Below are 20,376 nucleotides of genomic sequence, written 5' to 3'. Positions count from 1 at the left end.
CAGGCCGGTGACGACGCGGCGGCGCTTCGACGGCTGGATCCTGGGCACCGGCACCACCTCCGGCACCCGGGTGGTGCTCGGGCACTGGCCGCGCACTCCACTGGGGTCGTTCTCCGACGTGATGGTGCAGCAGCCGGACGGGCACCGGTTGCTGCTGGCCCCGAGCGAGGAGGTCGCCGGGTTCGTCGGCTCGACCTACACCTTCGACGAGGTGCGGCTGGTGGACGTCGAGGTCTCCCGCCCGGACGAGGTGACCTGGTCGCTGCGGGCCGGACCGCTCACGCTGCGGGCCCGCGCCGGCCGCCGGCCTGCGCTCGGGCTGCTGCTGCGCGCGGTGCCCCCGCCGCTGGCCCGGACGCCGGCGTGGGTCGGGCTGCTGGACCGCCCCGCGCAGCTGCTCACCGGGCTGCACACCACCGGCTCGGCCGGCAACGGGCGCCGCGAGTGGTACGGGGTCCAGGACCTGCACCGGCTCGCCGCCGTCGAGGCGACCTGGGACGGCGAGCCGCTGGGCGGGCTGGCCCCGGTGCGCCCCCCGGTCACCTTCGGCTTCGGCTCGGTGCCGCCGGACCCGTCGGTGGTCCGGGTGACCACGACCGTCCAGGTGCCCTGACCCCCGCCCGGCCACGTTCGCCACCATGGCCGGGCAGCCCGCCCCCGGGCGGCCATGTCGGCCACCATGGCCGCCCGGGCGGCGGGGTCAGTCGGTGGGGGTGTCGCCGACGACGACGTTCCAGGGGCGGATCGTCCAGCCGGTGACCAGCCCGTGGACGACGTAGGGGTCGGCCTCGACGAAGCGCTCGACGACCTCGCGGGGCGCGGTCCAGACCAGTAGCGCGCGGTCGAAGGGGTCGGGCAGGGCACCGGCCAGCAGCAGCTCGCCGCGCTCGTGGGCGGCCCGGGCCAGCGCCAGGTGGTCCGCGCGCAGCGCGCTCCGGCGCTCCAGGTAGTCCTCGGCCAGCGTGTACTCCAGCAGCAGGTGCATGGCCGCCACCCTCACACACCCGGTCGGGCCGCGGTTGCCGCCCGACCGGGCGGGGCACCTCGGGCGGACGAGCTCTTCCCAGGAGGACGCATGCGAGCGATGACCTACCGAGGCCCCTACAAGCTGCGGGTCGAGGAGAAGGACCGACCCCGGATCGAGCACCCCAACGACGCGATCGTCCGGGTGACGCTGGCCGCGATCTGCGGCTCCGACCTGCACCTCTACCACGGGATGATGCCGGACACCCGGATCGGGCACACGTTCGGCCACGAGTTCATCGGCGTCGTCGACGAGGTCGGCCCCTCGGTGCAGCACCTGCAGGTCGGCGACCGGGTGATGGTGCCGTTCAACGTCTTCTGCGGCTCCTGCTGGTTCTGCGCCCGGGGCCTGTACTCCAACTGCCACAACGTCAACCCCAACGCCACCGCGGTCGGCGGCATCTACGGCTACTCGCACACCACCGGCGGCTACGACGGCGGGCAGGCCGAGTACGTGCGGGTGCCCTTCGCCGACGTCGGGCCGGTCAGGATCCCCGACTGGATGCACGACGAGGACGCCGTGCTGCTCACCGACGCCGCGGCGACCGGCTACTTCGGCGCGCAGCTGGGCGAGATCGCCGAGGGCGACACGGTCGTCGTCCTGGGTGCCGGGCCGGTGGGCCTGATCGCCGCGCAGTCCTCGTGGCTGATGGGCGCCGGCCGGGTGATCGTCGTCGACCACCTCGCCGAGCGGCTGGCCAAGGCCCGGGAGATGGCGTACGCCGAGACCCTCGACTACGACGAGCACGACGACGTCGTGGTGGAGCTGAAGGAGCAGACCGACTTCCTGGGCGCCGACGTCGTCATCGAGGCGGTCGGCGCGGAGGCAGACGGCAACCTCGCCCAGCAGCTCACCGGCCCGAAGCTGAAGCTGCAGGGCGGGTCGCCGACCGCGCTCAACTGGGCGATCGACGCCGCGCGCAAGGGCGGCACGGTCTCGGTGGTGGGCGCCTACGGCCCGGTGCCCAACGCGGTGAAGTTCGGCGACGCGATGAACAAGGGCCTCACCCTGCGGATGAACCAGACCCCGGTGAAGCGCCAGTGGCCGCGGATGTTCGAGCACGTGCGCAACGGCCACCTGACCCCGCGGCAGATGGTCACCCACCGGTTCCCGCTGGAGGACATCGCCGAGGCCTACCACGTCTTCTCCGCCAAGCTCGACGGCTGCATCAAGCCGCTCGTCGTGCCGGGCGCGAACTGAGGGAGGGACCACCATGACCGAGCCCGACGTCCCCAGCGCCTACGTCCGCGACAAGCGCACCGCACCGCCCAGCCGGGAGGAGCTGCGGGCCCGCATCCCCGGGTGGGGGGCCGACCTCGATCCCGCCGACCGGCCGTCGTACCCGAAGCTGCAGTACCCCGCCGACACCGGCGCCCACTGGGACTTCCCGGACCGGCAGCCGGGGTCCGCGGGGCGGGAGCGCTCGATCGAGCACGCCTTCGTCACCCCGGTGTTCGGCGCTGCCCAGCCGCTGCACGGCCTGTCCGGGTCGATCCGGCGGCTGGCCTACGACCGGTTCAGCGAGGGCCGGCTGGCGCACTGGCTGCTGCTCATCGCCGGTGACCGGGTCGACGCCTGGGGGAGCCACCTGCGGTCGTTCGCCACCGGCCACCCGGACCAGCCGCTCACCGAGACCGGGGTGCGCACCGAGCTGACGCGCGGTGGCCTGCGCTCCCGCGCCGGCCGCTCCGACCGGCGCCACCAAGTGCTCGACCCGCTGCTGGTGGCCGGCCCCTGGGTGGCCGGCGCAGGAGCCGGTGTGCTCGCCGTCCGTCGGCTGGCCAGGCTGCTGCGCGGCTGACCTCCGGTCCCGCGCTGCCTCGACCACGCGGTCCGGGCGACGCGGGACCGGCCCAGGCCGGCAGCTCGTTGGCAGGGACCCGGCGGTCGCTGTCGTCCCTGCCACTGGGCGGCGGCGGGCGGCCCGGAGACGCTGGGGACGGCGCCTCGTCCGGGGTCGCCGGCCTGCCGACGGGAGAGCCCGGTGGAGCTGTTCGCCTTCCTGTGCCTGCTGGTGCTGGTCTTCCGCGCCTTGGGGCGGGGCGACCGGCGGGCGCCCCGACCGGCCCGGCCACGGACCGACACCTGGGTGGACGTCGTGGTCGAGGGCCTGCTCCAGCTGGCCACGGACGTCGCCCGCGGGGTCCGCACCCTCTCCCGGCTGGACGCCGGACGACGGGAACGGCAGGGCCGGTCGCCCTGGAGCTGACCGCGGCCCCCGCCGGTGGGGTGAGGTCCCGCCGACCGGCTTCCCGGCGCCGCCCGGAGGGCCCTCGGTCAGCGACCCGCGGGTGGGCCGTCCGAGCCGGCGGGGTACTCCAGCAGGGGCACCTCACCGGCGGCCCAGGCCCGCGAGACCGGGTCGGTGAACCGCCACGCCTCCTCGGCCTCGGCCGCGCTGACCGCCGTGCGGCTGCCGCCGGACAGCACGTCGCCGAGCACCGCGGCGTAGGCCGTCCGCTCGCCGGGGGCGTGCACCTCGACCCCTTCGGCGGCCTGCTGCGCGCCGTCCAGCCGGATCTCCAGCCAGGTGTCGCCGGCCCGCTCGACACCGGGTGGGCACTCCGCGGGTGCGGCCGAGCGCAGGTGCAGCGCCACCCGCTTGCGGTCGGCCGCCAGGGCCTTGCCGGTGCGCAGCACGAACCGGGTGCCGGCCCAGCGGGGCGTGTCGACGGTGAGCGCGAGCTCGGCCAGGGTCTCGGTGCCCCGGGCCGGGTCGACGCCGTCGGCGTCGGCGTAGGCGGGCCCGCCCGGGCCGGCGGTGTACCGGGCGCGGCGGGTGGCCGTCGGCGCCGGTGCCCGCACCGACCGCAGCAGCGCCAGCCGCGCCCGGTGCAGGTCGTCCTCGCCCGGTGTCGCGGGCAGCTCCATCGCCAGCAGGGTGAGCACCTGGACCAGGTGGTTCTGCAGCACGTCGCGCAGCGCGCCGGTCCGGTCGTAGAACCCGGCCCGGCCGCCGGCGTCCAGGGTCTCCTCCCAGACCACGTCGACCTGCGCGACGTGCCTGCCGTTCCACAGCGTCTCCAGCGCACCGCCCGGCCCGCGCAGCCCCAGCAGGCCGGCCACCGCCGGCATGCCGAGGAAGTGGTCGACCCGGAACGCCGCCTGCTCCCGGCCCCCGGTCGCCTCGGCCAGCAGCGCGTTGAGCGACCGGGCGCTCGCCAGGTCGCGGCCGAACGGCTTCTCCACCGCGATCCGGCTGCCCGGCGCGAGGCCTGCGGCCCCCAGGGCGCGCACGGCGGCGGGGAACAGCACCGGCGGCAGCGCCAGGTACGCCGCGACCGGCGCGGCGCCGGCGAAGGCCCCCACCGCCGCGCCGACGGAGGCCGTGTCGTCCAGGTCGACCCGGCGGTAGCGGACCCCCGCGACCAGTGCCCGGCGGGCGGCGTCCGGCACGTCGCCGGCGTGCTCGTCCAGCCGGGCGGCGACGTGGTCGGCGAACCGGGCGTCGTCCCACTCCTGCTCGGCCGCGCCCACCAGCTGCAGGCCCGTGGGCAGCCGGCCGGTGGCGGTCAGCTCGGCCAGCGCCGGGAGCAGGAAGCGGCCGGCGAGGTCGCCGGTCGCGCCGAGCAGCAGCAGCCGGTCGATCACCCGCGCGGCTCGTCCCGCCACGAGTGGGCGGGCTCGAACCCCAGCACCCGGCGGGCCTTGTCGATCGACAGCAGGGTCTCGTGCGCACCGAGCTCGCGCCGCACCGGGACGTCGGGGAACTGGCCGGCCAGCAGCTCGGCCGTGGGCCGGGCCGACACCGTGTCGGCGTTGGCGACGATGAACACGTCGGCGCCGGGCTCGGTGTGCTCCAGACCGCGGCGCACCGCCTGGGCGCCGTCCCGGGCGTCGATGTAGCCCCACAGGTTCCACCGGCGCAGCGCCGGGTCGGCGTCGTAGCCGGGGAAGGCGGCGTAGTCCTCGGGGTACATGACGTTGCTGAACCGCAGGCCGGTCATCGACAGGTCGGGGTGCCACCGGCACAGCTGGCGGGCCATCTCCTCCTCCAGCGTCTTGACCAGCGAGTAGGTGGTCGTCGGCCGGGGGGTGTACTCCTCGTCGACCGGTACGTAGGGCGGGTCCTCGTCGAAGGGCAGGCCCAGCACCGTCTCGCTGGAGGCCCAGACGATCTTGCGGACGCCGGCCCGCAGCGCCGCCGAGCAGACGTTGTAGGAGGCGGTGACGTTGTTGGCGAAGGTGGCCGCGTTCGGCATCAGCCCGGGCGCGGGGACGGCGGCCAGGTGCACCAGCGCGTCGATCGGCGCGCGGTGCTCGTCGAAGCCGCCGAGGGCCTCGATCGCCTGGCCGGCGTCGGTCAGGTCGACCACCGCGGACTCCACGTCGGACCGGGGGCTGGGCACCCGGTCCAGCGCCAGCACGTCCCAGCCGTGCTCCACCAGGTGGGTGACCACCGCCCTGCCCAGCTTGCCGCTCGTGCCGGTGACCGCTGCGCGCGCCATCGTTCCTCCTGGTCGTCGTCCGGTGTGCCCGGGACAGCGTTGCCCGCGCCCGGCCGGACCGCACCCCGGAGGACGCGGATCACTCCAGCCGGGCGTACTGCCCCGGGCCGAAGGGCAGGCCGGCGTAGAACCAGACGGTCAGCACGACGGCCCAGGCCAGCCAGAAGCAGATCGTGAACGGCAGGAACCGGGAGATCAGCGTGCCGAAGCCGGCGCGGGGCTCGTAGCGCCGGAGCATCGCCAGCACGATGACCAGGTAGGGGTTGAGCGGGGTGAGGATCTGCGTGGCGGAGTCACCGATCCGGAAGGCGGCCTGGGTGAAGCCGGGCTCGTAGCCGAGCAGGGCGAACAGCGGCACGAAGACCGCGCCCATGATCGTCCACATCGACGACCCGGAGACGATGAACAGGTTCAGCAGCGAGCAGAGCAGGATGAACGCCAGCACCGCGCCGAACCCGGTGAAGTCCAGCGAGGACAGCGCGCTCGCCCCGGTGACGGCCAGCCAGGTGCCCACGCCGGACCAGTTGAACAGCGCGATGAACTGGCCCAGCACGAAGGCCAGCACGATGAACGAGCTCATGTCCTTGACCGCGTCGGCCATCGCCCGCGGCACGTCCTTGACCGAGCTGAAGGTGCCGGTGGTGAAGCCGTAGACCAGCCCGGGGACGGCGAGCATCGCGACCACGATGAACACGACCGAGTCGAGCAACGGTGACTCCGGCAGGTAGCCGCCGGTCTCGTTGCGCAGCGGGGCGCCCGGGAGCACGGTCAGCAGCGCCAGGGCGACCGCGGTGACCAGCGCGGCGAGCCCGGCCAGCCGCAGGCCGCGCCGGGCGGTGGCGTCGATGGTCAGGTCGTCGACGTCCTCCACGGCGCCGAGGGTGTCGCCGTCCTCGCTCTCGGTCTGGTGCCGCGGCACGTCCAGCCGCGCCAGCCGGGGCTCGAGCACCTTGGTGATCAGCAGCCCGCAGACCACGGTGAGCACCAGCGAGCTGGCGATGTTGAAGTACCAGTTGGACACCGGGGTGACCGGGGTGCCGGGGTCGGGCAGCGACCCGGTGACCGCGGAGGTGATCCCGGCGAACAGCGCGTCCAGGCTGGTCACCACCATGGACGTCGAGTAACCGGCCCCGGCGGCGGCGAAGGCGCCGAGCAGGCCGGCGACCGGGTGCCGGCCCGCCGCGGCGAACACCATCGCGGCCAGCGGTGGCAGCACGATCATCACCGAGTCGGCCATGACGCTGCCGATGGTGCCGACCAGCGCGACCGCGTAGGGCAGCGCCCAGGACGGCGCCCCGGCGAAGGACTTCTTGATCAGCGTGGACAGCAGCCCGCTGCTCTGCGCGATCCCGACGGCCAGCAGGATGACCACGACGGTGCCCAGCGGCGGGAAGCCGACGAAGTTGTCGACCAGGGTGGTCGCGAACCAGCGCAGCCCCTCGACGGTGAAGAACCCGCGGACGACGGTGGGCTCCTCGGTGCCCTCGATCTGCGCCTGCACGCCGGCCAGCGCCATGCCGGTGGAGACCACCGCGAGCACGGTGAACAGGCCGACGAACAGCACGAACGGCTCGGGGATCTTGTTGCCGACCCGCTCGATGCCGCCGAGCAGCCGGTCGGTGCGGGTGGTGGTGCCCGGTGTGGCCATCGGGGCAGCTCCTGAGGGGTCGGACCGCGGTCAGTGCGAGATGTCTACCGGCCCCACGCCGCCGGCGCACCGGCTGGCCCAGACTGGACGGCGTGAGCGAGCACGACCAGCAGGCGGGCAGAGCGGGCAAGCCGCTGCGGGACGTCATCGCACCCGGCCTGGACGTGCTGTTCTGCGGGATCAACCCCTCGCCGATCTCGGCCGAGCGCGGCCACCACTTCGCCCGCCCGGGCAACCGGTTCTGGCCGGCTCTCCACCTGGCCGGGCTCACGCCGCGGCTGCTGACCCCCGACGAGGACCTGCAGCTGCTCGACTCCGGCCTGGGCGTGACCAACATGGTCGACCGGCCCACCCGGACGGCGGCCGAGCTGACGCCGGCGGAGCTGCGCGAGGGCGCACAGGCACTGGCGGAGCTGGTGGCCCGGTACCGGCCGCGGCGGCTCGCCGTCCTCGGGGTGACCGCCTGGCGTGCCGCCTTCGGCCGGCCGGGAGCCACGCTGGGGGAACAGCCGGAGCGGATCGGCGGGGTGACCACCTGGGTGGCGCCCAACCCCAGCGGGCTGAACGCCCACCACCAGCTGCCCGACCTCGCCCGGCTCTACCGCCAGCTGCGCCCGGGCTGAGGCGGCGGTCAGCCCAGGGTGGCCGCCACGTCCAGCACGCCGCCGGCGGCCTCGAACTCCTCCCGTGCCGCAGCCAGCACCGCCGGGTCGGCGAGCACGTCCAGCGCGGTCAGCGCCAGCCCCACCGCGCCGTCCAGCACGGCGGCGTCGCCGGCGGAGGAGGCCGCCGCGGCGGCGAACTCGGTGGTGTGCATCGAGGTGTCCGGCCCGGCGATGGCGATCATGGGGTGGATCGAGGGCACCCGGACGCTGACGTTGCCCAGGTCGGTCGAACCGGCCAGCGACGCCGGGGTGACCCCGGGCGGCAGCGCGGTGCGCCCGCGCCGGGCCTGGGCCTTCGTCCAGCGGGCGGCCAGCTCCAGGTTGGCCCGGATCGGCAGGTAGGCCGGCAGCTCGTCCCAGGACAGCTCGACCCCGCAGCCGGTCATCGCCGCGGCGCCGGCCATCACCGCCTCCATCCGGCGGCTCAGGTCGGCCAGCGTCTCCGGGCTCGCCGAGCGCACGTAGTACAGCGCCTCCGCGGTCTCCGGGACGACGTTGGGCCGCTGCCCGCCGTCGGTGATCACCCCGTGCACGCGGTCGGTGTCCGGGACGTGCTGGCGGAGCATGGCCACGCCCTGGTACCCGGCGACGACCGCGTCCAGGGCGTTGCGGCCCATGAACGGCTGGGCGGAGGCGTGCGCGGCGATGCCGGTGAACCTCGCCCGCAGCTGCCGGCGGCCGAGGAACGGCTGCACGGCCGAGTCGTAGGAGAACGGGTGCAGCATCACCACCGCGTCGACGCCGTCGAAGGCGCCGTCGCGGGCCATCACCTCCTTGCCGCCACCGCCCTCCTCGGCCGGGGTGCCCAGCAGCAGCACGGTGCCGGGCAGGTCACCGGCGGCGAGCGTGGCGTGCAGGCCGAGGAACGCCCCGACCGCGGTGGAGCAGATGATGTTGTGCCCGCAGCCGTGCCCGATGCCCGGCAACGCGTCGTACTCGGCGAGCACGGCGACGGTGGGCCCGCCGCTGCCGGTGCGCGCGCGCAGCGCCGTCGGCAGCCCGTGCACCCCCACCTCGGCCTGGACACCGTGCCGGCCCAGCAGGTCGGCGACGGCCTGCGCCGAGCGGTGCTCGGCGTAGCCCTCCTCCGGGTGGGCGTGCAGGTCGTGGCTCAGCGCCAGCAGCTCCGGCCCGATCGCCTCGATCGCCTGCTCGGTGCGGTCCAGCAGCTCCGCCGGGGCGCCCGCGTGCGCGGAGCGGAGCGGCTCGGCCGCTGCGGCCGCGCGTTCGGTGGCCGCGCGCAGCTGGTCGAGGTGGGCGGTGTCCGCGGGGACGGGTGTCTGGGGGGCCTCGGTCACGGGTCGTGTCTACCGCTGCCCGGCCGGCCGCGCAGCTCTCAGGCCGGGCGGGGGTCGGCGGCGTGCTGCTCGAGCAGCGGGGCGATCCGCATCGGCTGCACCTCGAGCAACGCGATCGAGGTGCTGGCCCGCACCACGCCGGGGGCCTGCAGGATCAGCTCGGTGACCCGGTAGAGGTCGGCGGTGTCGCGGGCGACCACCCGGGCCAGCAGGTCGCCGTCGCCGGTGACCGCCAGGATCTCGACCACCTCCGGGATCCGGGCCAGCTCCTCGCCGGCCCGGTCGCCCTCGCTCTGGCTGATCGACAGCGTGATGAAGGCGAGCAGCCCCCGGCCCAGGGCGGCCGGGTCGACCCGCCGGCTGTGCGCGCCGAGCGCGCCGCTGTCCTCCAGCCGCCGCAGCCGGGCGTGCACGGTGTTGCGGGCGAGCCCGAGCCTGGTGGCCAGGGCCATGACCGAGGCCTGCGGGTCGTCGTCCAGGGCCAGCAGGATCCGCGCGTCGGTGCCGTCGAGGCCAGGCACTCTGCTCACTGGTCGCCCTCCCGGTCGTCGGCTCGCTGGGCAGATCGCTCAACGTGTCGCCCGTTCCTTGCGCATCCTCGCAGTCCGATCATGCTCACGGCCATGTCCGTCGTCGACGTTCTGCCCGCCGTGACCGACCGGTCGACCAGCACCGTCTCCGTCGCCGAGTACCTGGGCCGCCGGCTGCGCCAGGCCGGGGTGGAGCACCTGTTCGGCGTCCCCGGCGACTTCAACCTCGACCTGCTCGACGGGCTGGCCACCGTCGAGGGGCTCGGCTGGGTCGGCTCGGCCAACGAGCTGGGCGCCGGCTACGCCGCCGACGCCTACGCCCGCCGCCGGGGCCTGGGTGTGCTGGTGACCACCTACGGGGTCGGCGAGCTCAGCGCCCTCAACGCCGTGGCCGGCAGCGCCGCCGAGGACGTGCCGGTGCTGCACGTGGTCGGCTCGCCCCGGACGACGAGCGTGGCCGCGGGTGCGCTGGTGCACCACACGCTGGCCGACGGCGACTTCGGCCACTTCGCCCGCGCCGCGGCCGAGGTCAGCGTGCGCACCGAGGTGCTCACCCGGCACCGGGCCGCCGAGCAGATCGACGCGGTCGTGCTGGCGGCGATGACCCACCGCAGGCCCGCCTACCTCAGCGTCCCGCAGGACCTCGCCACCGCCCGGGTCGACGCCACCCCGCTGGAGGTGCCGCTGCGCGCGCACTCCGACGCCGCGGCCGTGTGCCGGTTCGAGCGGCTGGTCCGGGAGCTGCTGGCCGAGGCCCGCCGTCCGGTCGTGGTCGCCGGTCACCTGGTGGACCGGTTCGGCCTCGGCGCGGAGCTGGCCCGGATCTGCCGGCGCTCGGGCATCCCGGTGGTCACCCAGATCTCCGCCCGCGGGGTGGTCGGCACCGACGCGCCGTTCGCCGGGGACAGCTGCGGGGACATGCTCGACCCCGCGACCACCGCGCTGGTCGACCGGGCCGACGTGGTGCTGCACGTCGGCACGGTGCTCACCGCCGAGCTCACCGGCTTCGGCACCGCCCGCCGGCCCGACGAGCGGACGGTCGCCCTGCACGCCACCGAGGTCACCCTGGGCGCCGAGCGGCTGGGCGACGTGCTCTTCCCCGACGCCCTCGGCGCGCTCGGCGGGCGGTCGCCGGCTCGTCGTGGGAGCCCGTCGCGCCCGGCGTCCCGGCGCGCGGCTGGACCGACGACCCGGCCGGGGCCGGCGCGCTCACCCAGCGCTCGTTCTGGCAGGTCGTGCAGGCCTGGCTGCCGCCGCACACCGCGCTGCTGGCCGACACCGGCACCGCGTTCTGGGGTGCGCTGAGCCTGCGGCTGCCCACCGACACCGTCTGGGGCGGCCAGCCGATCTGGAACTCCATCGGCTACGCGCTGCCCGCGCTGCTCGGCCAGGGCCTGGCCGACCCCGGGCGCCGTCCGGTGCTGCTCATCGGCGACGGCGCCGCGCAGATGACCGTCCAGGAGCTGGGCACCATCGCCGCGGCCGGCCTCGCGCCGGTGGTCGTGTTGCTGGACAACCGCGGCTACACCATCGAGCGCGCGCTGCAGAGCCCGGACGCCGCCTACAACGACGTGCCCGCCTGGGACTGGCAGGCGGTCGTCTCCGGCCTCACCGGCGGCCGGAGCTCGTACCGCTCGGCAGCCACGACCGACGAGCTCGGCGCGGCGCTGGCCGAGGCCACCGAGCACCGCGACGAGCTGGTGTTCGTGCACGCGCGGCTGGGCCGAGACGACGTCCCGCCGCTGCTGCGGGTGCTCGCCGACCGGGCCACCGCCGCCCGCGGCTGAGCCGGGGCTCGTGACCGGTCAGGCGGTGGCGGTGCCGTCGGCCGGGCGGGGGGCGACCTCGACGTGCGGCCGGCTCTGCCACAGCGCCCACTCGGCGCTGACGTCGCCGGCGGTGCGCAGCAGCAGCGGCAGGTGCTCGGTGAGCAGCCGGTCGACGGAGGTCTCGGCGGCGTGCACGGTCACGTTCATCGCCGCGCGCACCACCCCGGCGCCGTCCCGGACCGGCACGGCGACCGAGCGGACGCCGGGCGCCAGCTCCTCGTCGGCCAGCGCCCAGCCGCGCGCCCGCACCTCGGTGAGCTCGGTGGACAGCTGCTCGGCCGACCGGCCGATGTAGGCCGGCAGCCCGGCCCGGCTGGGCTGCTCCAGGGTGGCCGCCAGCTCGGCGGGGGAGAGCGCGGCGAGCAGCACCTTGCCCTGGGAGGTCTGCACGGCGGGGAAGCGGGTGCCGATCTCGACGCGCAGCGCGATCAGCTTGGGCACCGCCACCCGGGCGACGTAGACGATGTCGGAGCCGTCCAGCTGGGCCATCGAGGAGGACTCGCCGGTCCGGGCGACGAGGGCCGCCAGGTGCGGGCGGGCGATCTCCCAGAGCCCCAGCGACCCGACGTAGGCCATCCCGAGCGAGAGCACCTTCGGCGTCAGCTGGAACCCGGCCGCGGTGGAGCGGACGAAGCCCAGCTCCTCCAGGGTGAGCAGCAGCCGGCGGGCGGTCGGCCGGGCCAGGCCCGCGGCGGTGGCCACGTCGCTCAACGTCATCACCGGGTGCCCGGCGTCGAAGCAGGCCAGCACGTCCAGCCCGCGGGCCAGTGCCTCCACGAAGTCCGGTCCGGTGCCGCGACCTGCCACTGTCGGTCCTCCCTGTGTGTCCCGCGGTGGGGGGGGGGGGGGGGGGGGGGGGGGGGGGGGGGGGGGGGGGGGGGGGGGGGGGGGGGGGGGTGGGGGGGGGGGGCGGCCGCACCCCGCACCGGCCGCCCCCCCCCCCCCCCCCCCCCCCCCCCCCCGCCCCCCCCCCCCCCCCGCCCCCCCCCCCGCCCCCCCCCCCCCCCCCCCCCCCCCCCCCCCCCCCCCGGGCCTCAGTGTGCGCGATGCGTCTGGTCCGAGGGCTCCCCGAACACGTTGCCGCGCGCCCCGTGCGTGGCGTGCGACCTGTACTCGGTGTAGGTGTACGGGTTGTCGAGCAGGTCGTCGTCGGGCAGCTCGGGGTCCATCCCGGCGGCCCAGGCCTCCGGGCCCAGTGTCGACTGCAGGTGTTCCACCGTGGCGTCGACGGTGCGCCGCACCGCGGCCAGGTCGGCGCCGACCAGCTGGTGCTCGTGCTTCACCACCCGGCCACCGACCAGCACGGTGTGCACGTCGCCGCGCTGGGCCTGGAAGGCCACGTGCCCGTAGGGGTTGAGCAGCGGGAACGAGACCGGAGAGCGGTCGTTCTTGATCAGCACCACGTCGCCCTGCTTGCCCGGCTCGAGGCTGCCCAGGTCGTCCCGGCCCAGTGCCCGCGCGCCACCGCGGGTGGCCCAGTCGACGACCTGCTCGGCGCGCAGGTGCACCTGGGTGACCGTCTCGCCCTTGGTGTGGGCCTCCAGGTGCTCCCGGGACCGGTCGGCCCCCAGCGTGGTGCGCATGGCGGAGAACAGGTCGCTGCTCCACCAGACGCTGGTGTCCATCGACAGGGAGACGGGGATGCCGTGCCGGCGCACCTGCCAGGTGGGTGGGTAGCCCTGCCCGGCGCTCTGCTCGGACTCCGTCGACACCGAGATCGAGCCACCGGTGGCGGCGATCCGGTGGTAGGAGTCGGTGGTCAGCGTGGCGGCGTGCACGTACACCGTCTCGGGCGTCATGAAGCCGTGCTCGTGCATCAGCCGGATGCCATCGTCGTTGGTCGCCCCCCAGACGCCGGCGTGCGTGGTCACCGGCAGGCCCAGCTCGCGCGCGGCCTCGAAGGCGGGCCTCTCCGGGAACGCCGGGTCACCGGTGACGTCGAAGGCCAGCTGCAGCCCCAGCCGGCCCTCGTCGCGGCGGCGGGTCAGGAAGGCCTGCACGGCCGGGTCGGTGGCCCACTCCCAGGGGCCGGCCTGGATGTTGCCGTAGGCCAGCACGAACCGGCCGGGGACGGCGAGCAGCGCGTCGGCGGCGGCCTCGGCGTGGTCGACGGTCTGCAGCCCGTGCGACCAGTCGACGGTGGTGGTGACCCCGGCCTCGAGGGCGTCCCACGCCGAGAGCAGGTTGCCGGCGTGCACGTCCTCGGGGCGGAAGGCCTTCCCGTGCTCGAGGTAGTACCAGACGAAGTACTGGGTGAGCGTCCAGTCGGCGCCGTAGCCGCGCATCGCGGTCTGCCACATGTGCCGGTGGGTGTCGACCATGCCGGGCATGACGATGCCGCCCGAGGCGTCGATCTCCCGGGTGCCCGGTGGCACCTCAAGCGCCGGCCCCACCGCGGCGACCCGACCGTCGACGACCAGCACGTCGGCCTCGGGGAGGACGGTGCGGGCGTCGTCCATGGTCAGGACCGTGCCGTTGCGCAGGACCACGGGCCGGCCGGGCTCCTGCCCCGCGACACCGTTGTCGGGGTGGGACATCGTCTCCTCCTGAGGCGCGCCCGGAGCTGTGGCGGACGATCGTCCGCATAGCGGTCAGCCCAAGCGACGCCGGTCACTCTGGGGGTGACGGCGACCACATGTCAAGGCGTTCGCATGCGAGGTCGCGAGTGGTTGACAGCCGTCGGACGAGGTGTCGAGACTGCGTGCCACCACCGGACGCCCGTCCGCTTGACGGCGCTCAACTCGCACGAGGTGCCGCACCTGATGACCGATCACTCAGCGCTCCCCGGTGCACGACCGGGCCGGGGGCCGCTCGCCGGCCTGCTGGTGGCCGACTTCTCCCGGGTCCTGGCCGGCCCCTACGCCACCATGCTGCTCGCCGACATGGGCGCCGAGGTGGTCAAGGTCGAGGGCCCGGCCGGGGACGACACCCGCAGCTGGCAGCCGCCGGTGCGCGGCGACGTGGCCACCTACTACCTGGGCGTGAACCGGAACAAGCGGTCCATCGCCCTGGACCTCAAGGACGCCGGGGACGCCGCGGTGGCCCAGGAGCTCGCCCGGCGCGCTGACGTGGTGATCGAGAACTTCAGGACCGGCGGGCTGGCCCGCTTCGGCCTGGACTACGAGACGGTGAGCGCCACGAACCCGCGGGTGGTCTACGCCTCGATCACCGGCTTCGGTGCCCAGCCCGGTGGCGCGGAGCTGCCGGGCTACGACCTCATCGTGCAGGCCATCTCCGGGCTGATGAGCCTCACCGGCCACCCGGACGGCGAGCCCTACCGCGCCGGGATCTCGGTGTTCGACGTGATGGCCGGACTGCACGCCACCATCGGCGTGCTGTCGGCGCTGAACCTGCGGCACGAGACCGGCCGGGGCCAGCACGTCGAGGTCAACCTGCTGTCCTCCGCCCTGTCCGGGCTGGTCAACCACGCCAGCGCCTTCGTGGCCGGCGGCGTCGTCCCGTTCCGGATGGGCAACAGCCACCCGAGCCTCTTCCCCTACGAACCGCTGGAGTGCGCCGACGGCGACCTGATCGTCACCGCCGGCAACAACGGGCAGTTCCGCAAGCTGGTCGAGGTGCTCGGGGTGCCCGAGCTCGCCGACGACCCGCGCTTCGCCCGGAACGAGGACCGCACGGCCAACCGCGACCAACTGCGCCCCCTGCTGGTCGAGCGGCTGCGCACCCGGTCCAAGCGGGAGTGGTTCGACGCGATCATCGCCGCGGGCGTGCCCTGCGGGCCGATCAACACCGTCGACCAGGGGGTCGCCTTCGCCGAGTCGATCGGCCTGGACCCGGTCGTCACGGTGGGGGAGGGCGCGGCCGGTGTTCCGTCCGTGCGGCACCCGATCACCTTCTCCGCGACCCCGGCCGACTACCGGCTGCCGCCGCCGGGCCTGGACGAGCACGGCGCCGAGCTGCGCCGCTGGCTGACCACCGAGGAGCAGTCGTGACCACCCCGGACTACCCCACTGCGCTGGGCGCCTCCAGCCGCGACTCGATCACCCTGCTCGGCACCGACCTGGCCCGCGACGTGATGGGCAGCGTCGGCTTCGGCGAGCTCGCCTTCTGGCTGGCCACCCAACGCCGTCCCACCCCGGGGGAGACCCGGGTGTTCGAGGCGGTGCTGGCCGCGCTGGCCGACCACGGCTTCACCCCGACCGCCATCGTCACCCGGCTGACCCATCTCTCGGCACCGGACTCGGTGCAGGGGGCGCTGGCCGCCGGTCTGCTCGGTGGCGGCTCGCGGTTCCTCGGCGTCACCGAGGACTGCGGCCGGTTCCTCCATGACGTGCTGACCGGGGTCGACGGCGCGCTGCCCACCGACGACGCCGGCTGGGACGCCCTCGCGCTGGAGACGGTCACCGCCCAGCGCGCCGCCCGCCGCTTCGTGCCCGGGCTGGGCCACCACGTGCACAAGGACGGCGACCCGCGCACCCCGCGGCTGTTCCAGATCGCCGCCGAGGAGCAGCTGTTCGGCCCGCACCTGTCGCTGTTCGCCGCGATCGGCCGGGTGCACCCCACGGTGCTCGGCAAGACGCTGCCGCTCAACGGCGCCGGCGTCTGCGGCGCCGCGCTCGCCGACATCGGCCTGCCGCTGGAGCTGCTGCGCGGCTTCGCGCTGCTGGCCCGCACCGCCGGTCTCATCGGGCAGCTGGCCGAGGAGCTGCGGCACCCGGTGGCCAACGACGTCTTCCTCTCGGTCGACCTGAACAACAGGTCCGTCGACCCCGACCCCTACGTGGCCGACCTCGAACGCCCCTGACCCGAACGTCCCGCCCACTCCCAGGCCCCTGACCTCAACGGAGACCGTCATGGCTGAACTGGCCGCGGTGATCGCGTCCACCCACCACCCCTTCTACTACCGCGCCAGCACCGCCACCGGCGCCGACCGGCCGCCGTTCGCCGACGAGTGGGTGGCCAAGATCGAGGCGTTCCGGGAGACGCTCACCCGGGCCGAGCCCGACGTGCTGGTGATGGTCGGCAGCGACCACTTCCACCAGCTGTGGCTGGACAACATGCCGCAGTTCCTGGTGGGCAAGGCGCCGTTCTTCGACGCCAACTTCTACAACGAGGAGCGCGAGTTCGGGCTGCCGCGGATGACCCTGCGCGGTCAGGAGGACCTGGCCGCGCACATCCTGCGCGACGGCCTGGACCGGGACTTCGACCTGGCGTTCAGCAACGAGCTGCGGATCGACCACAGCATCACCTGCCCGATCATCACGCTGCGACCCCAGGCCGACCTGCCGATCGTGCCGGTCTACACGAACATCTTCGCCCCGCCGATGCCGCAGCCGAAGCGGTTCGTGCAGCTGGGCAAGGCGCTGCGGGAGATGGTCGAGTCGTGGGAGAGCAACCTGCGGGTGGCGATCATCGGCACCGGGCACCTGTCGCTGGAGCTGGGCGGCCCGCGCCAGTTCGGCGAGCACGGGCCCGACCCCGAGTTCGACCGCAAGGCCGTCGAGTGGATCGCCAGCGGTGACATCGAGGGCTGTCTCGCCGAGGTCACCCTGGACAGCCTGCACACCCCGGGCAACGCCACCCACGGGTTCATGGACTTCATGCTCATGATGGGCGCCGCCGGCGAGGGGGCGAAGGCCGACCACGTCGACACCCTCGACCTCTTCCACACCATGGAGGCCTACTTCACCTGGTACCCCAACGGGACGCCGGCGCCACGGGCCGGGGCTACGACGACGGAGGCCACGGCGACGGAGGCCACGACGACGGACGCCGGGACGACCGGGGCCGTGACGACAGGGGCGGGGGTGCCGGCGTGAGCAAGTACCTGCTGGACAAGTTCCTCTACACCGTCGACCGCGACCCCGGACTGGTCGAGCGCTACCGCGACGACCCGGCCGGCACGGTCACCTGGTGGGAGGCGGAGGTGGCGAACCAGCTGCTCAACTGCACCCTCGACGAGAAGACCACCTGGCTGGCCTTCACCGAGGACGAGCGCGCCGCGCTCGTCGCGCACGACCACGTCGCCCTGTTCCAGCTCGGCGCCCACCCGTTCCTGACGCTCACCCTGTTCATCGCGATGTTCGAACGCGACCACGGGCCGCTGGAATACCAGAAGGCCTACGGCAGGGCGATGGCGCACATCGCCATGCCCTACCCCGACATCGCGACCTGAGCCGTGCACGCCGCCGTCCTGACCGCCCCCGGCGAGCCGCCGCGGTACACCGACCACCCCGACCCGGCGGCCCCTCCGGGCCGCACGCTGGTGCGGGTCACCGCCGCCCCGGTGGTGCCCCTGGACCTGCTCTGCGCCTCGGGCACGTCCTACTTCGGCCGGCCCGCGGTGCCCTACGTCCCCGGCGTCCAGGGGGTGGGGGTGGTCGAGTCCTCGGGGCGGCTCGCCGCCGGCACCCGGGTCTGGTTCGCCACGTCGGCCGGGATGGCGGCCGGGGACGGCGGCCTGGCCGAGCGCTGTGCGGTGACCGACGACGACGCCGTCCCGGTGACCGCGGAACTGCCGGACACCGCGGTGGCGGCGCTGGGGCTCTCGGCGGTCGCGGCGTGGATGTCGCTCGCCTGGCGGGCGCGCCTGCAGGCGGGTGAGCGGGTCGTCGTGCTCGGCGCCGGCGGTGCGGTCGGCCAGGCCGGGCTGGGGACGGCCCGGGTGCTGGGCGCCGCGCGGGTCGTCGGGGTCTGCCGCTCGGCGGCGGCCGCCGAGCGCGCCCGCCGGGCGGGCGCCGACGAGGTGGTGGTGAGCGGCCCGGACGGCGACGCACTGACCGCCGCGATCGCCGCGGCCGCCGGTGGCCCGGTCGACGTCGTCCTGGACCCGGTGTTCGGGCCGGTCGCGACGGCGGCCGCACGTGCTCTGGGCTACGGCGGGCGGCTGGTCAACCTGGGCGGCGCCGCCGGGGACGCCGCCGAGTTCTCCTCCGCGGTGCTGCGCAGCCGCAGCATCGACGTGCTCGGGTACACCAACAACGCGCTGACGCCCGACCAGCGGGCCGCGGCGTTGACCGACGTCCTGCGGCACGCTGCCGCCGGCGCGGTCTCGGTCGATGCCGAGGTGCTGCCGCTGGCCGAGATCGGCGCGGCGTGGGCGGCGACCGCCGGCGGTGGCCGCCGGCAGGTCCTGGTGCCCTGAGGTCGGCCGACCGGGCTCAGCCGACCGCCTCCAGTGACGGGTCGGCGGGGCCGCGCACCGCCGACCGGTGCACCCGCAGCCAGGTCAGGAAGCCCCACACGCAGAAGGCGCCGTAGACGAGGTAGAGCAGCGCCGAGGGGTAGTAGCCGGCGCGCAGCAGCAGGGGCACCCCGACCGCGTCCACCGCCACCCAGACCAGCCAGAACTCCAGGTAGCCGCGGGCCATGCCGTAGGTGGCCAGCATGCTGCCCACGAAGATCCAGGCGTCGGCCAGCGGCCCGAAGCTGCCCAGCCGGGTCAGCGCCCACCAGGCCACCAGCACCCCGGCCGCGGTGGCCAGCGCGAGGGTCAGCCGTTCCCGGCCGGTGGCCCAGCGGGGGCTGACCGCCACCGCCTCGGTGCCCCGGTTGCGGTGCCAGCGCCACCAGCCGTAGGCGCTGACGGTGAAGAACAGCACCTGGCGGCCGGCCTGCCCGTAGAGGTCGGTGTCCTGCGGCGTGGCGAACACCCCGCCGAGGAAGACGGTGAACAGCAGGACGTTGGCGATCATCCCCACCGGCCAGGCCGCCGTCCGCCGGCTCATGCCGAGCACCGCGCTGGCCAGGCCGATCCCGTTGCCGATGACCTCCCGCCACAGGACGTCCGCGCCCAGGACGTGCACGTGCGCGTCGAGCAGCCAGCCCATCCGGTCCTCCCGCTGGTCAGGGCCGGTGCGGCCACCGGTCACGTCCGGGAGCCACAAGCCGGCCGGCCCCGCTCTTCTTCCCGCGCGCTCGCGCGCGCTCGACCTCGGCTCTCCCCGTGCGCTTGCGCGCGCTTAACCTCGGCCGGGTGACGGCACAGGAGGACCAGGACGGGGCGCTGCCGGCGCCGGTCACCCGCGAGGAGGTGGCGGCGGCCGGCCACCGGATCGCCGGCCGGGTGCGGCGGACGCCGACCCTGGAGTGGTCGGTGCCGCTGCCCGGTGGGCCGGTGCCGGTGGTGCTCAAGCTGGAGTTCCTGCAGCACACCGGATCGTTCAAGGCCCGCGGTGCGCTCAACCGGCTGCTGGCCGCGCCTCGGCTGCCCGACCTGGTGGTGACCGCCTCCGGGGGCAACCACGGCCTGGCGGTGGCGCACGCCGCCCGGCAGCTCGGGCTCCCGGCCGAGGTCTACGTGCCCGAGACGGCGCCGGCGGTCAAGGTCGCCGGCATCCGCGCGCTGGGCGCGACGGCGGTGCTCGCCGGTTCCTCCTACGCCGAGGCGGCCGCCGCCAGCCGGGAGCGCTCGCAGGCACCCGGCGCGCTGGCGGTGCACGCCTACGACGACCGGGACGTCGTCGCCGGGCAGGGCACCGTCGCCGCGGAGCTGGACGAGCAGGCGCCGGGCCTGGACACCGTGCTGGTCGCCACCGGCGGTGGTGGGCTGATCGGCGGCATCGCCGCCTGGTACGGCGACGCCGCCCGGGTCGTCTCGGTGGAGACGCACGGCACCGCGGCGATGTCCGCCGCGCTGGCCGCCGGCCGGCCGGTGGACGTCGAGGTCGGCGGGCTGGCCTCGGACGCGCTGGGAGCCCGCCGGGTCGGTGGCCACGGGTTCAGCACCGCGGTGGCCACCGGCGTGCAGGCGGTGCTGGTCGACGAGGACGCCGTCCGGGCCGCACGCCGGCTGCTCTGGCAGGAGCTGCACGTCGCCGCCGAGCCCGGTGGCGCGACGGCGCTGGCGGGGCTGCTGGCCGGGGCGTACGCACCGGCGGCGGGGGAGCGGGTCGGCGTGGTCGTCTGCGGCGCCAACGCCGACCCGGCCGACCTCACCGGCTGAGCCGCTCCTCCCGGCCGGTCCGCACGCCGCGT

General features: G+C 75.2%; 22 protein-coding genes. 13 read left to right on the top strand and 9 right to left on the bottom strand.

Annotation, left to right across the window (positions count from 1 at the left end; all coding sequences use genetic code 11):
- The first annotated feature begins 7 nt into the window (after nt 1-7).
- On the top strand, nt 8-613 hold the full coding sequence (locus tag ACJTNH_RS07885; RefSeq protein ID WP_458174325.1) for a hypothetical protein: 606 nt from the start codon (nt 8-10) through the stop codon (nt 611-613).
- Nucleotides 614-700: 87 nt separating this feature from the next.
- Here ACJTNH_RS07885 and ACJTNH_RS07880 read toward each other — a convergent pair whose 3' ends face one another.
- On the bottom strand, nt 701-985 hold the full coding sequence (locus ACJTNH_RS07880) for a YciI-like protein (RefSeq protein ID WP_458174323.1): 285 nt from the start codon (nt 983-985) through the stop codon (nt 701-703).
- 90 nt (nt 986-1,075) lie between these two features.
- Here ACJTNH_RS07880 and ACJTNH_RS07875 point away from each other — a divergent pair, with 90 nt between their 5' ends.
- The 3 genes from ACJTNH_RS07875 to ACJTNH_RS07865 all read left to right on the top strand — a co-directional run bounded on the left by ACJTNH_RS07875 (nt 1,076) and on the right by ACJTNH_RS07865 (nt 3,233).
- Nucleotides 1,076-2,224 (top strand): zinc-dependent alcohol dehydrogenase, encoded by a 1,149-nt coding sequence (locus ACJTNH_RS07875; protein ID WP_458174321.1) that lies wholly within the window; start codon nt 1,076-1,078, stop codon nt 2,222-2,224.
- A gap of 13 nt (nt 2,225-2,237) precedes the next feature.
- Nucleotides 2,238-2,825 carry a hypothetical protein gene (locus ACJTNH_RS07870; RefSeq protein ID WP_458174319.1) on the top strand — a complete coding sequence of 196 codons (588 nt, stop codon included), beginning with the start codon at nt 2,238-2,240 and terminating at the stop codon, nt 2,823-2,825.
- A 183-nt stretch (nt 2,826-3,008) separates the two neighbouring features.
- The gene (locus ACJTNH_RS07865; RefSeq protein ID WP_458174317.1) at nt 3,009-3,233 is read left to right on the top strand and encodes a hypothetical protein; all 225 of its coding nucleotides are present in this window, start codon (nt 3,009-3,011) and stop codon (nt 3,231-3,233) included.
- A gap of 68 nt (nt 3,234-3,301) precedes the next feature.
- On the opposite strand, the gene ACJTNH_RS07860 is transcribed toward ACJTNH_RS07865, so the two are convergent.
- The 3 genes from ACJTNH_RS07860 to ACJTNH_RS07850 form a co-directional block, all read right to left on the bottom strand.
- Entirely contained in the window at nt 3,302-4,615 is a 1,314-nt protein-coding gene (locus ACJTNH_RS07860; RefSeq protein WP_458174315.1) for a glucose-6-phosphate dehydrogenase, read from the bottom strand.
- Nucleotides 4,612-5,472 (bottom strand): NAD-dependent epimerase/dehydratase family protein, encoded by an 861-nt coding sequence (locus tag ACJTNH_RS07855; protein ID WP_458174313.1) that lies wholly within the window; start codon nt 5,470-5,472, stop codon nt 4,612-4,614. Before ACJTNH_RS07855 ends, ACJTNH_RS07860 begins: the two co-directional genes overlap by 4 nt.
- 79 nt (nt 5,473-5,551) lie before the next feature.
- Nucleotides 5,552-7,120 (bottom strand): AbgT family transporter, encoded by a 1,569-nt coding sequence (locus ACJTNH_RS07850; RefSeq protein WP_458174311.1) that lies wholly within the window; start codon nt 7,118-7,120, stop codon nt 5,552-5,554.
- Between the two features lie 92 nt (nt 7,121-7,212).
- Here ACJTNH_RS07850 and mug point away from each other — a divergent pair, with 92 nt between their 5' ends.
- Entirely contained in the window at nt 7,213-7,743 is a 531-nt protein-coding gene (mug, locus tag ACJTNH_RS07845; protein WP_458174309.1) for a G/U mismatch-specific DNA glycosylase, read from the top strand.
- An 8-nt stretch (nt 7,744-7,751) separates the two neighbouring features.
- On the opposite strand, the gene ACJTNH_RS07840 is transcribed toward mug, so the two are convergent.
- Both ACJTNH_RS07840 and ACJTNH_RS07835 read right to left on the bottom strand, forming a co-directional pair.
- Complete coding sequence (locus ACJTNH_RS07840; RefSeq protein WP_458174307.1) at nt 7,752-9,083, bottom strand: M20 family metallopeptidase; 1,332 nt, start codon at nt 9,081-9,083, stop codon at nt 7,752-7,754.
- A 38-nt stretch (nt 9,084-9,121) separates the two neighbouring features.
- On the bottom strand, nt 9,122-9,613 hold the full coding sequence (locus ACJTNH_RS07835) for an Lrp/AsnC family transcriptional regulator (protein ID WP_458174305.1): 492 nt from the start codon (nt 9,611-9,613) through the stop codon (nt 9,122-9,124).
- A 93-nt stretch (nt 9,614-9,706) separates the two neighbouring features.
- Between ACJTNH_RS07835 and ACJTNH_RS07830 the strand changes: the two genes are divergently transcribed.
- Together ACJTNH_RS07830 and ACJTNH_RS07825 are read left to right on the top strand one after the other, a co-directional pair.
- Entirely contained in the window at nt 9,707-10,918 is a 1,212-nt protein-coding gene (locus ACJTNH_RS07830) for a thiamine pyrophosphate-binding protein (RefSeq protein ID WP_458174303.1), read from the top strand.
- Nucleotides 10,849-11,400, top strand: coding sequence for a thiamine pyrophosphate-dependent enzyme (locus ACJTNH_RS07825; RefSeq protein ID WP_458174301.1), 552 nt, complete (start codon nt 10,849-10,851; stop codon nt 11,398-11,400). The genes ACJTNH_RS07830 and ACJTNH_RS07825 overlap by 70 nt, the downstream gene beginning before the upstream one ends.
- An 18-nt stretch (nt 11,401-11,418) precedes the next feature.
- On the opposite strand, the gene ACJTNH_RS07820 is transcribed toward ACJTNH_RS07825, so the two are convergent.
- Together ACJTNH_RS07820 and ACJTNH_RS07815 are read right to left on the bottom strand one after the other, a co-directional pair.
- The gene (locus tag ACJTNH_RS07820) at nt 11,419-12,249 is read right to left on the bottom strand and encodes an IclR family transcriptional regulator domain-containing protein (RefSeq protein WP_458174299.1); all 831 of its coding nucleotides are present in this window, start codon (nt 12,247-12,249) and stop codon (nt 11,419-11,421) included.
- A 227-nt stretch (nt 12,250-12,476) separates the two neighbouring features.
- Complete coding sequence (locus ACJTNH_RS07815) at nt 12,477-13,979, bottom strand: amidohydrolase family protein (protein ID WP_458174297.1); 1,503 nt, start codon at nt 13,977-13,979, stop codon at nt 12,477-12,479.
- Nucleotides 13,980-14,204: 225 nt separating this feature from the next.
- On the opposite strand from ACJTNH_RS07815, the gene ACJTNH_RS07810 reads away from it, so the two are divergent.
- The 5 genes from ACJTNH_RS07810 to ACJTNH_RS07790 are packed head-to-tail and all read left to right on the top strand — an operon-like array spanning nt 14,205 to nt 18,544.
- Nucleotides 14,205-15,392 (top strand): CaiB/BaiF CoA transferase family protein, encoded by a 1,188-nt coding sequence (locus ACJTNH_RS07810; RefSeq protein WP_458174295.1) that lies wholly within the window; start codon nt 14,205-14,207, stop codon nt 15,390-15,392.
- Nucleotides 15,389-16,204 (top strand): citryl-CoA lyase, encoded by an 816-nt coding sequence (locus tag ACJTNH_RS07805; RefSeq protein ID WP_458174293.1) that lies wholly within the window; start codon nt 15,389-15,391, stop codon nt 16,202-16,204. The genes ACJTNH_RS07810 and ACJTNH_RS07805 overlap by 4 nt, the downstream gene beginning before the upstream one ends.
- Before the next feature lie 49 nt (nt 16,205-16,253).
- A complete protein-coding gene (locus ACJTNH_RS07800) occupies nt 16,254-17,219 on the top strand; it encodes a DODA-type extradiol aromatic ring-opening family dioxygenase (RefSeq protein ID WP_458174291.1) in 966 nt (321 codons plus the stop codon).
- A complete protein-coding gene (locus ACJTNH_RS07795) occupies nt 17,216-17,575 on the top strand; it encodes a hypothetical protein (protein WP_458174289.1) in 360 nt (119 codons plus the stop codon). Before ACJTNH_RS07800 ends, ACJTNH_RS07795 begins: the two co-directional genes overlap by 4 nt.
- Before the next feature lie 3 nt (nt 17,576-17,578).
- Nucleotides 17,579-18,544, top strand: coding sequence for a zinc-binding dehydrogenase (locus tag ACJTNH_RS07790; protein WP_458174287.1), 966 nt, complete (start codon nt 17,579-17,581; stop codon nt 18,542-18,544).
- A gap of 16 nt (nt 18,545-18,560) precedes the next feature.
- Here the strand turns inward: ACJTNH_RS07790 and pnuC are convergent, their stop codons facing one another.
- The gene (pnuC, locus tag ACJTNH_RS07785) at nt 18,561-19,286 is read right to left on the bottom strand and encodes a nicotinamide riboside transporter PnuC (RefSeq protein WP_458174285.1); all 726 of its coding nucleotides are present in this window, start codon (nt 19,284-19,286) and stop codon (nt 18,561-18,563) included.
- Nucleotides 19,287-19,375: 89 nt separating this feature from the next.
- On the opposite strand from pnuC, the gene ACJTNH_RS07780 reads away from it, so the two are divergent.
- Nucleotides 19,376-20,344 (top strand): serine/threonine dehydratase, encoded by a 969-nt coding sequence (locus ACJTNH_RS07780; protein ID WP_458174283.1) that lies wholly within the window; start codon nt 19,376-19,378, stop codon nt 20,342-20,344.
- Nucleotides 20,345-20,376 lie beyond the last annotated feature (32 nt).

It is taken from the genome of Modestobacter lacusdianchii (genome assembly GCF_054177765.1).
The sequence above is the reverse complement of the archived record's forward strand: the minus strand, read 5'-3'. Positions and strand labels throughout refer to the sequence as shown.

Excerpts from the sequence above, each read along its gene's own strand:
- ACJTNH_RS07875 (WP_458174321.1), top strand. The coding sequence starts at position 1,076 with ATGCGAGCGATGACCTACCGAGGCCCCTACAAGCTGCGGGTCGAGGAG.
- ACJTNH_RS07850 (WP_458174311.1), bottom strand. The coding sequence starts at position 7,120 with ATGGCCACACCGGGCACCACCACCCGCACCGACCGGCTGCTCGGCGGC.
- ACJTNH_RS07815 (WP_458174297.1), bottom strand. The coding sequence starts at position 13,979 with ATGTCCCACCCCGACAACGGTGTCGCGGGGCAGGAGCCCGGCCGGCCC.
- ACJTNH_RS07810 (WP_458174295.1), top strand. The coding sequence starts at position 14,205 with ATGACCGATCACTCAGCGCTCCCCGGTGCACGACCGGGCCGGGGGCCG.
- ACJTNH_RS07855 (WP_458174313.1), bottom strand. The coding sequence starts at position 5,472 with ATGGCGCGCGCAGCGGTCACCGGCACGAGCGGCAAGCTGGGCAGGGCG.
- ACJTNH_RS07870 (WP_458174319.1), top strand. The coding sequence starts at position 2,238 with ATGACCGAGCCCGACGTCCCCAGCGCCTACGTCCGCGACAAGCGCACC.
- ACJTNH_RS07800 (WP_458174291.1), top strand. The coding sequence starts at position 16,254 with ATGGCTGAACTGGCCGCGGTGATCGCGTCCACCCACCACCCCTTCTAC.
- ACJTNH_RS07880 (WP_458174323.1), bottom strand. The coding sequence starts at position 985 with ATGCACCTGCTGCTGGAGTACACGCTGGCCGAGGACTACCTGGAGCGC.
- ACJTNH_RS07830 (WP_458174303.1), top strand. The coding sequence starts at position 9,707 with ATGTCCGTCGTCGACGTTCTGCCCGCCGTGACCGACCGGTCGACCAGC.